This window comes from Candidatus Poriferisodalis sp. (assembly GCF_965215815.1).
Lineage (GTDB): Bacteria > Actinomycetota > Acidimicrobiia > Acidimicrobiales > Poriferisodalaceae > Poriferisodalis.
In genome coordinates, this window is the sequence record NZ_CBDCEO010000011.1 from 112,300 (window position 1) to 121,152 (window position 8,853).

Below are 8,853 nucleotides of genomic sequence, written 5' to 3' on the forward strand. Positions count from 1 at the left end.
CTGTTTCGCCTCTTCGGACACTTGAGCTGGCAGTGACTTGGGCTTCGTGCGCTGGGGACGGGCTCTTGGCTGGCGTTGTTGCTTCATGGACAGAGTGTCGCGCGCGGCCGCAGGCTGTCTCGCGGCAATCAGATTACGACGGCAGCGGTCCTGTGGGCGCCGGGGCGATTCGGCTCTGGTGCTACTCACGGTTGATGTCGTCGAAACGTCGCTGTTCGGCTGAGTTCCCATTTCAAGTGAGCGGTCGTCGTTGACCGGACGACGCAATCTGGTTCAGTTACCGACATCAACTTGGCGCTGAGTCACGACTGCTCGGGCGTCGTCCTCCAACGAGAGCCAGTCCTGCGGAAACCCCAGCGTCACCAGTCGTCGACAAACTCGCCAAGGTTGTACTCGTCGGACGCACCCCACATGTCGAACACACACGCGGCACCGTGCAGCGCACTCGGCGTGGCGAACAGGAATCCCGGTCGGAGTCCAGTGCACGGCGCCGTGGCGCGCTAATGCGTCGCCTGGTCAACCTGGGGTGCGGCGTTGTTCCAACCCGGGTTGCGGTGCCGACGTCTCGGTGAGCGGTCGGCAGAGCCGCCAGTACTGCAGAGTCTCCGCCAGCCCTGGCTTCGCCAGGGACTGCTCGAGCACCGAGGCGATGTCCGGCCGTTGAGAGATCGGTGAGGGCATGAGAGTTGTCGGGTCGCTGATCGCTGCGGGAACTGAGGGTAACCCTCGCGATTCCGAAGCTGTACCAGCGCGGGCTGTCAGTTGGCCGAGAAATTTCTCGGGCTCCGCTGCTGCTGGCGTCGAACGGTCTTGCCGTCGTCGTCGAGTTCGACATAGGGCCGGCCTTCGGCCGCGAACGTCACCGTAAGACTGAGACTACGTCTGCGCTGCTCGGTGCGTTCTGCCCACTCGGCTCGCACGATTGCTTGTTCGCGGCTGTTGAGATCGTCGTAGTGGGCCTCGCTGGCGAGTACCCGCTCTATCGCTTCTAGGGAGACGTCCGGTTCGGACATATGGTGCTCCTCGGCACTCTGGGTGAACAGTTCGGGGGGTGAGGCGTCTCAGGACCGCGATGGGGGTTGAGTCGCGACGGCTAGGCGTAAACGGCGACCAGTGTCGGTTGTGTGCTGAGCAGTGCAGTGTGGTTCTGTCGTCCGTCTTCGGCAAGTCCGATTACTTCGGTGCGTCCGCTGATGCGCTCGGCGTTGGCTTGGTGCCAATGGCCATGCAGCACGAGTTCGGGCTGGGTGCGGTCGACGGCGTGGGCGAGCAGCCGGCGGCCGTGCTTTGCCTCTCGCAGCACGTCGAAAGGGATGCCGGTCATGCCGGACTTGAGGCCGATGACTTGTGCGGGGGCGTCGTGGGTGAACAGCACATCGAGCCGGCCGTCGAACTCCGCTTCGGTGTTTACGATGAGCCGGTCGACGTCGTCCTCGTCGAGGGCCTCTTCGAGCCATCGGTAGTGACGCACCTCGGGCAGCCGTTTGTCAGGCGACACGGCGCCGCCGAGCGCACCGAACGCGCAGTCGTTCCAGCGCCAGACGCTGCCACGCCACGCCCACCACAGCGACCCGCCAAGATGCAACGGACGGCGTTCCTGCATCGCCGCCCGGGCGGCGGGCGTTAGTGCATACCGGCCGAGCGCAGGCCAGATCTCATGGTTGCCGTCGATCACGACGATCGGCAGCGGCGAGTCGCAAGCAGCCTGCATGTACTCGGCCTGCAGGGGGCTGAAGCGGCTCCAGTGGCGGTCCGCTAGCCAGAAGTCCCCGACCTGCACGATCGCCTGGGCACCGAGATCGGCAGCGTGGGTGATGGCGTCGGCGAGGTGGGTCTTGGTGCCGTGGATGTCGCCGACGACCAGCACGTCACGGACCGCGTCGGGGGCGACCTCGGCTGTGTCGTCCCAGGTCTTGTTGGTGGTGAACTCGAACGTGTCCCGCGCAGACATCTCAACCCTCCTCGACCATTGAATCGGCCGAGTCCGCCGAGTGGTCGGGTGCGATGCGGGCGACAGCGATCGTGGTGTTGTCGCCCAGACCAGCGACTCGAGCGGTGTCCATCAGCGTGTCCGCTGCGTCCGCGGCGGTGCCGCGCCGATCCGCCAGCAGCGCGAAGCCAAGAGAGTTGTCGTCGGGATCGTCGTTGAACCACTCACGGCGGTGCGTCTCGAGGACCGGGGGGATCAGACCGTCACTGGCCAGCACCACCAACAGGCCTTCTCCGTCGATCCACCTCTCGACATGCTCTTTGGGCACGTCGTCGACCATCTGATCCACGTGCCCGGGCGGGAGGTCGAAACTGTCACGATCGGCGCGAGACATGCCGATGCATCGGCTGACGAAACCCAACATGTCATTGTGCGGTTTGCTGTGCCAGCCCGGCCCGCCTCCCAGCGGCACCACGAACCCGTACGAATCCCCGATCCACGACAACAACAGACCGCCCTGCGGTGTCCACGCAGCGACCACCAGCGTGGTGAGCGCGATCATCGACTCGCGTTCGTCAGCGGTGCGCATCTCCGGGTGCAGCCCCCACGCGGCTGCGTTCGTCGCGTTGAACGCCGCTTCCATCTCCGCGGTGCTCCCGATGCGAGCCGGCAGCGCATCGACAGCCGCCTGCGCGGCCTCGTCGCCGAACGGATGGCCGCCCAAACCGTCGGCCACTGCCATGACCCACGAACCATCCGCATTCGTGACAGCGCGGACGCGGTCCTCCTGGCGGTCCCGGGTGCCGATGTCGGTGCGAGTCGCGATATCGGTGATCAGTCTCTCAGCCATGCCCGCCGTCCGAGCTTGAGGGTGCCATTGGGACCGTAGCGACCCGGTGTCACAGCCATGATGTTGGGGTCAGCAGTCGGGCCCGGGTCTGACCCAGGGTGTCACGGGCTTTGTGCCTTTTTCGTGATTTGTCGGCTCGGTGTCCTGGCTGCTGGCGCGCACCGGCCGGTCGGGCGGACGTGACTTGATAGGAGCCTTGGCTATGCACCGTGGCTGTGCTGTCCGCCGTCCCGGCCGGTGGTGCCTTGATCACCCGGTTAGGGAGAAAGGCAGGGGTTCATCATGGCTGATGAGGCGGTCGGCGTCTATGGGGGCGTGGACACTCACAAGGAGGTCCATGTCGCTGCGGCGGCCGACCAGGCGGGCCGGGTGCTCGCTACGGCGTCGTTCGGGGCGGACCCGGCGGGGTATCGCGGGCTCGCAGAGTGGCTGGGGTCGTTCGGGCCGCTGGTGCGTGTCGGCGTTGAGGGCACCGGCTCCTATGGGGCGGGGCTGACGCGTCACCTGGTCGGCTCGGGCGTCGAGGTGGTCGAGGTGAACCGGCCGAACCGTCAGATGCGTCGCCGCCGCGGCAAGTCCGACACCGTCGACGCCGAGGCCGCGGCACGCGCCGCGCTCAACGGCGAGGCGGCCACCGCTCCCAAGGGCAGCGACGGGATTGTGGAGTCGATCCGGGCGATCCGGGTCGCGTTGTGCTCGACGCGTGCCCATCGCACCCGCATCTCCAATCAGATCCGCGATCTCATCGTCACTGCTCCCGACCGGCTGCGCAGCGCCCTGGAGCCGCTCACGACTGCGCAGCGGGTGGCTCGGTGCGCTCGGTTCCGTCCCGGCGACCCCACAGAGCCCGCCGAGGCGGCAAAGATCGCGTTGCGCACCCTGGCCCGCCAATACCAGGCCCTCGACGACGACCTCGCCGAGCTGCGCCGCCATCTCGACAAGCTCACCTTGACCGCCAACCCGGCGCTGCGAGCCGCCAAAGGCATCGGCACCGACACGGCGTCGATCCTGCTCATCGCAGCCGGCGACAACCCCGCCCGGCTCACCACCGAAGCCGCGTTCGCAGCGCTGTGCGGCGCATCACCCGTCGAGGCGTCATCAGGCAAGACCACCCGGCACCGCCTCAACCCCGGCGGGAACCGCCAAGCCAACCACGCCCTGTGGCGAATCGCGATGGTCCGCCTCGCCACCTGCCCCCGAACACGCGCCTACGCCCAAAGACGCCAAACAGACCGCAAATCACGCCGCGAGATCATCCGATGCCTCAAGCGCTACATCGCCCGAGAAGTCTTCGCCCTGCTCGCCGACCCCCACCACACCAACAGCGCCGACAACCCAGGCGAGCTGCGACACCGACGACAAGCAGCAGGCCTCAGCCTCGCCCACGCCGCCGACCAGCTCAACACCTGGCCCGCAACCATCTCGGTGATCGAACGCGGCAAAGCACCCCACCACCCCCTCATGCCTGCCTACCGCGACTGGCTCAACACACTCGAACCCGCCGCTTGACGAACCATAGGAGCATCACGACTCCAAGACGTTTCCGGAGCCCAGCCAGCCCCGCGGCGCCAGCGAGCCCGGCCGAGGCCGTCGTTACCATCCGGGCATGTCCCGCCGAGACGAGATCCTCGGCCGCCACCGCGCCGCCATCCGAGCACTCGCACAGCAGCACAACGTGACCTCGATCGCGCTCGTCGGCTCGGTGGCACGCGGCGCCGACCGGCCCGACAGCGACTGCGACTTCCTTTGCAGTTTCGCGCCCGGAACGACTCTGCTCGACATCGCAGGCCTCGAAACAGCACTCGAAGACATGCTCGGCTGCACCGTGCAGATCAGCTCCGAACAGACGCTCGAAGAGCCCTACACCTCCATGCTCGACGACGCCATACCGCTCTGAGCGCCTCAGCCGACCGAGACCGCAGGCCCCGAACGGCTGGCCAGACCGAGGACTCACCGCGAGAACCCCGACAGAGCACCGGACCTGCCACGTCCCACGACGCCGGCCGTCACGGGGCGCCTATGGGGGTCCCACCGATTCCTTAGTGTGCTGCGCATCTGAGTCGCGAACCGCGCCTGCCGGCTCCCGGTCGGGCGGGGTTGTGCCCGATTCGCTGACGTCGAGACGGGCCGGGCAAGCATCGGCTCAGCGCGCCCGCGGCGGCTGCACTCCCGCAGAACCGGGATTCGTGCGCCGCGACACGCGCGATGGTTCGGTTGACAATCTTCGCGCGACCGCGCGAGCGTGCCCGCCATGACGACGCCGTACGAGGGCTGTCTGTTCCACATAACCCACATCAACAACTTGGCAGGCATCGCGGGCGCGGGCCTGTGGTCGGACAACGCAGTGGTGTCGTCCAATACGCGCATCGTCGAGATCGGAGAACGCGACATCAAGCAACGGCGACGGAACCGCCCGGTCCCGGTCCCGCCGGGCGGCCGGGTGGCCGATTATGTGCCGTTCTATTTCGCGGCGCGGTCGCCCATGCTGTTCAGCATCCACAAGGGCAACGTCCCGACGTACCAGGGCGGGCAGGACGAGGTCGTGTACTTGGTGACCGACACGGCAGCGATCGTGGGGCACGGTCTCGAGTTCGCGTTCACCGACCGCAACGCTGCCACCGACTTCGCGGAGTTCGGCAACGACCTCGACGATATTGACGACTATGTGAACTGGACCCTCATGAAGCAGAAGATGTGGAACAACATCTCGAGCGAACGCGACCGCAGAGAGCGCCGCATGGCCGAGATGCTCGTGCGCACCCATGTCCCGTGGAGCGCGTTCGTCGAGGTCGCGACGCGAACCGACGACGTATCGCGCGCCGCGGCGAGCGCGTTGGCTACTGTTGGCGCCACAACGATGGTTCGCGTCCGCCCTGACTGGTATTTCTGATGACGGATTTTGTCGAGTCCCACGGCAATCTCTTGGACGCGGATGTCGACGCGCTCGTGAACACGGTGAACACCGTGGGAGTGATGGGCAAGGGCATCGCCCTCCAGTTCAAGAAGGCGTTCGGAGCCAACTTCAAGGCGTACCGGCGGGCCTGCAGACTCGGCGAGGTCCAGATCGGGCGGATGCACGTGTTCGACAACGGCCAGCTGGTGTCGCCGCGGTGGATCATCAACTTCCCCACCAAGCGCCATTGGCGGTCGCGGTCCCGGATTAGCGACATCGCCGCCGGGCTCGAGGCGTTGCGGGCGGAGATCATCAGGCTCGGCATCGCTTCGGTGGCCGTGCCGCCGCTGGGATGCGGCAACGGAGGGCTGGCGTGGGCAGACGTCCGGCCGCTGATCGAGAAGCACCTCGACGGGCTGGGTGTCGAGGTGCACGTGTACGCGCCTGAAGGAGCGCCGGCCGCGGCGGGCATGCGCGACGCGACGGCCAGGCCGAACTGGACGCCGGGCAGAGCGGCGCTCGTGCTGCTGGTGGACCGCATCGCTGCGCGCACGCTGGAAGGCGGGGCGTCGCTGGTCGGCGTGCAGAAGCTGATGTACTTCCTCCAGGAAGCAGGCGAACCGCTGCGACTGGACTTCCAGCGAGGCCGCTACGGGCCCTACGCCGACAACCTCCGTCACGTGCTCAAAGCGGTCGAAGGCCATTTTCTGCAGGGGTACGGAGACGGGTCAACCAAGGTCTTCGATGCAGAGCCGCTGCGTGCCGTGCCCGAGGCTGTGGTCGAGGCCGCGGACTTGATAGTCGGCGAACCGACAGGCGACCGAGTCGAAGAAGTGCTGGGACTCGTCGAAGGCTTCGAGTCGTCCTACGCGCTGGAACTGCTTGCCACAGTGCACTGGATCGCCCACCGCGAGAGCGCCGGGGGCGACACCGACGACATCATCGACAAGGTGCGCGGGTGGAGCGAACGCAAACGGGGGATGTTCTCGAACAAGCACGTCACAGCGGCTCACGAGCACCTTCGTGCGCACGGCTGGCTGGCAGCCTGACGACGGCGCCCGAGCACGACCCTGCGAACATTGGCCCTATTGCCGCCGCCGGCCCTGGGGTGTCGGCCTGGACGCTCCGGTAGAGCGTGTAGCAGCTGGCGAAACTGAGTTCGTCCGCGATGCGGCGGTCGATCTCGGTGTCGGGTGGCGAGAACTCCTGCGGTTCGATCCCTTAGCTCTCGCCGTCGTCCGTGCAGCACAGGTGGAGCACGAACAGCTGCAGCGGCGTGGACTTCTTCGCGTCGGATAACGACGTGCCCGGCGAGGCGAATCCGGCTGCGCACCCGACGCGATGAAGGCCCCAGATCCCCTCAAAATCGCCCATTTCGCCCCGAGAACGGTCCTTTGGGCGCCTCTTTGCACCGGCTCCGTTCAATCTTGAGTGTCGCACGACCCTCTGACCAGGTGTCTTAGCCCTTCACGGCCAATGTGGAGATTCGCCGAATTTCGTGTGGAGATTCGCAAACCGGCCAGAATTCGCCTACCGTGACCTGCGGAAACGCGACTGGCCAACATCCGACCGAGGGGTGTTGGCCAGTGCACCCTGTTTGTGTTGGCCAGTTACACTTGATTCGGGCCGTTTTGGCCCGTTTTTGCGCGTTTCGGCATGCGTTCGGGGCTTGTTGAGGGGCTGTCTTGTCAGTTCGCGTGAGTTAGGTCGCGGGCTGCTGGTGGTCACGCGCGACGAGGCAGACGGCTCAGTGGCCGTCTGCCTCGTTGGAGGGTCGCTGTTGCGCTATGTCGGTGGCGGCGGTCGCGCGGGATTCAGGCCGTCGGACTGTGAGAGGACGCCGATCAGCAGCTTGATTGGTCCTCTGACCAGCGGAGATAGCGCCGTCTCGTCCCTGCATGAGGCGATCTTGATTCCACTCTGGTCCATGGTCTGCTGGCCCCGCTGTGTTCGCGTCATTACACTCACGCCATATGGTCAGCGGTGAACAGGAGGATGTTCCGCTCGCGATCTTGCGATTCGAAGGTGCGCGGTTCCTCCTTCGAGGCATTCCTGTTGGCGTGCTAGCTGAGGCAGTGGCGTTCAGGAAAATTCTGGTTGCATGCGCCAAGCGTCTGTACCTCCAAGACCATCCGAACGAGGACCAACCACCACCAGGCTTCGAAAAAGATCATCAAGTACGCCTCGACAGCATCGCTGAGGGCAGTTCCAAGATGATCTTCGTAGCAGACATGGATCCGAACGAGTTGCTGGCGGCGGAGGGGCCCTACCTGGAGCCGGCCGCAGAGGAAATAGGACGTCTTCTTCGGTCAGGTGTATCTAGGGATGGGGCACGGAACGGCCACGCCGATTACAGCGACTTCCGCGATTTCGGTAACACCCTCCAACCGAAAGACCTGCTGCACTACTCGTCGCGGGAGACTTCCACGACTCTCGACCATACGGGAGCGCGGCGGATCCGCAAGCGTGCCCGCCGCAAGCCAATTCTCCCACAGAGAGTGGACAAGGTGCGAGTGGGGCTCGTCAAGTCCTTGGACACGACTAAGAAGGCCATCGAGCTCGAGAGCATCGGGAGCACGAAGCGGGAAACGTTGCACTACGACTCAGAAGAGGTATTCGCTCGGCTCTGTGGCGCACTCGAATTCGAACCGAGTGGGGCGATTTTTGTGGTCTGCCTGCCTCGTCCTCAAGCACAGAATCAAGACGCAGACGATGATCGGCATTCTGTGAGCATGGTGTCAAACGCGGAAGTGATACGCGACGTGAGCGTTGTCGAACGATACGCCGCGATCTGTGATCGCCTTGCCTCGTTCAGCCGCTTGAGCGACGGGTGGGGCGCTGATAACGAAGTGAGCAGGGCGAGCAGCGAGAAGGCTTGCGACGCGGCACGAGAAATCGTCGGACATGCATTGTGCGCCGAACTGCCGCTGCCATATGTGTACCCGATGCCTAGCGGCGGCATCTCCCTTGAATGGGGGCTACACGCCATCGGCATCAACGCTGAGATCCCCAACGACGCCACGAGCATCGATCTGATGTCATGGCGCCGATCCGACGACAAGACATCAGAAGCCGAATTTCGGGCAGGCGACGTCACAACCATCACAGCATGGCTGTCGCAGCAGATCGACCAGTAACATCAGTATGAGCGAGCGGCGAGCGGACGATGCATGCGCGGGC

7 protein-coding genes and 1 pseudogene are annotated in these 8,853 nt (G+C 65.4%); 5 read left to right on the top strand and 3 right to left on the bottom strand.

All coding sequences use genetic code 11. From position 1 onward, the window contains the following. Positions 1 to 758 precede the first annotated feature (758 nt). From ACOOHB_RS01965 to ACOOHB_RS01975, 3 genes are all read right to left on the bottom strand, one after another. On the bottom strand, positions 759 to 1,013 hold the full coding sequence (locus tag ACOOHB_RS01965) for a hypothetical protein (protein WP_420443148.1): 255 nt from the start codon (positions 1,011 to 1,013) through the stop codon (positions 759 to 761). A gap of 80 nt (positions 1,014 to 1,093) precedes the next feature. After that, positions 1,094 to 1,951 (bottom strand): metallophosphoesterase family protein, encoded by an 858-nt coding sequence (locus ACOOHB_RS01970; RefSeq protein WP_420443149.1) that lies wholly within the window; start codon positions 1,949 to 1,951, stop codon positions 1,094 to 1,096. A gap of 1 nt (position 1,952) precedes the next feature. Next, complete coding sequence (locus tag ACOOHB_RS01975; RefSeq protein WP_420443150.1) at positions 1,953 to 2,780, bottom strand: PP2C family protein-serine/threonine phosphatase; 828 nt, start codon at positions 2,778 to 2,780, stop codon at positions 1,953 to 1,955. A gap of 282 nt (positions 2,781 to 3,062) precedes the next feature. On the opposite strand from ACOOHB_RS01975, the pseudogene ACOOHB_RS01980 reads away from it, so the two are divergent. The 5 genes and pseudogenes from ACOOHB_RS01980 to ACOOHB_RS02000 form a co-directional block, all read left to right on the top strand. Next, a pseudogene (locus ACOOHB_RS01980) lies at positions 3,063 to 4,082 on the top strand (IS110 family transposase); the annotation flags it as partial. A 304-nt stretch (positions 4,083 to 4,386) separates the two neighbouring features. Next, positions 4,387 to 4,677: a nucleotidyltransferase family protein gene (locus tag ACOOHB_RS01985; protein WP_420443151.1), complete on the top strand. Its 291-nt coding sequence runs from the start codon at positions 4,387 to 4,389 to the stop codon at positions 4,675 to 4,677. A gap of 354 nt (positions 4,678 to 5,031) precedes the next feature. Next, a complete protein-coding gene (gene darT, locus ACOOHB_RS01990) occupies positions 5,032 to 5,670 on the top strand; it encodes a type II toxin-antitoxin system toxin DNA ADP-ribosyl transferase DarT (protein WP_420443152.1) in 639 nt (212 codons plus the stop codon). Continuing rightward, entirely contained in the window at positions 5,670 to 6,722 is a 1,053-nt protein-coding gene (gene darG, locus ACOOHB_RS01995; RefSeq protein ID WP_420443153.1) for a type II toxin-antitoxin system antitoxin DNA ADP-ribosyl glycohydrolase DarG, read from the top strand. The genes darT and darG overlap by 1 nt, the downstream gene beginning before the upstream one ends. Before the next feature lie 924 nt (positions 6,723 to 7,646). After that, on the top strand, positions 7,647 to 8,810 hold the full coding sequence (locus ACOOHB_RS02000; RefSeq protein WP_420443154.1) for a hypothetical protein: 1,164 nt from the start codon (positions 7,647 to 7,649) through the stop codon (positions 8,808 to 8,810). The last annotated feature ends 43 nt before the right edge of the window (positions 8,811 to 8,853 follow it).